Annotated in this window: 1 protein-coding gene; it reads right to left on the bottom strand. The window is 63.8% G+C overall.

Annotated features, from left to right (window positions below; translation table 11 throughout):
* Positions 1–900, bottom strand: a 900-nt coding sequence (gene istA, locus P0D80_RS50180; protein ID WP_408296201.1) for an IS21 family transposase, incomplete at its 3' end; no start/stop codon positions are given.
* Positions 901–1,395: the final 495 nt, after the last annotated feature.

Raw genomic sequence — 1,395 nt, 5'->3', positions numbered from 1 at the left:
ATACGGATTCGCCGGCAAGGCGAGCAGGCTGGGCTGTTCGCGGGCGAAGGCCTCACGCACGGTGATTGTGGGCTCTTCCCGGCACGGTCGATCAGCCGCAGGTCCAGCGCACCAGAGGGCGGCCTGGGCATTGAGGTCGTCGAGGTCGACGAATTTGCGCGCGGCAAAGAAATTCTCGCGTACAAACCGTATAGCCCTTTCGACGCGACCCTTCTCATTTCCTCGGCACACGGCCACTGGACGGGGCTCGTAGCGATGATGCGCGGCGAACGCGAGCAGCGTCGGGTTGAAGCGGATCGCGTCGCCCCGACGTTCAAGCACGGCACTTTTAAGATTGTCGTACAAGACGACACGTGGCAATCCGGACCATGCCGCCCAGGCACCGGCGTGGCCGGCCAGGAAGCTGTCCATGCGTGCATCGAGGAAGAAGTGCAGATAGATCTGTCGCGACCACGACAGCACCATCACGAAGGCCATCAGGGGTCGGCGCGCACGTCCGATCTGCAGATGGCCGAAGCTCCCCCAGTCGCATTGAGCTTGCTCCCCAGGCAAGGTGCGAAGCCGAAGGTACGCCTCGGCCACCGGGCGCGGACGATGAAGCGAAACCAGGTGTCTGAAGTGGTGCTGACCGCCGCGGTAGCCGCGCTCATAGACCATCGCATACAGGCGGCTGGCCGTGAGTGATGGAAACTTCTTGAGCGTCTCATGGATGAACGGCAGGTAGGCATCGATCTGCGAGGGCCGCAGCATCGGGCCAATCCGGGGCAGTCCGGCCTGAGCCAGCACGCGCTGGACGGTGCCGCGGTTTACGTGTAACTGGCGCGCGATGGTGCCACAGCGCCACTTCTCGACATGGTAGTAGCGCAGGATCTGCGCTTCGAGTTCAACTCCGATGGTCATGGGTCCCTTCCTGTGCAGTGAGTAGCAGTACGAACGTCACGGAAGACCCGACGGCGCAGTGGCCCGAGGCGTAAGAAGCCCGGACGGACGCAGTGGCAGAAGTGGCAATGCTCAGGCACAGGTGTGGCGCTGGTGGGTACCGCTGCTCTGGCCGCCGACGTCGTCGAAGTCGGTGCCAGTAGAGCATCGGCGGCAGGCACGGCGGAACCGTGATGCGTCACTTTATTCTGGCGGCTGCGATAGCGGCGCATCCGTTCAGCGTGTGCAAACCGGCCGTGGCGACTGCGCTGATAGCGCTGAGCAGCCTCGCGTAAGCTGGCCTGGCGTGAGGCTCGAGAGCAGTCGCCTTTGCAGTAAATCTGTCCGCGGTCACAACGGCGGCAAACAATGACCTGGGCCCGGCAGCGGGCGCAAACGAAGAGGCGGCCTGAGGCCGGCATCGGCAATCCCCGTCAATGCCGATGCGATATCGACAGGGCTGACGGGGCGTGCAAT

The organism is Paraburkholderia sp. RL17-373-BIF-A, assembly GCF_046030175.1.
In the GTDB taxonomy this organism is placed as follows: domain Bacteria; phylum Pseudomonadota; class Gammaproteobacteria; order Burkholderiales; family Burkholderiaceae; genus Paraburkholderia.
The sequence above is the reverse complement of the archived record's forward strand: the minus strand, read 5'-3'. Positions and strand labels throughout refer to the sequence as shown.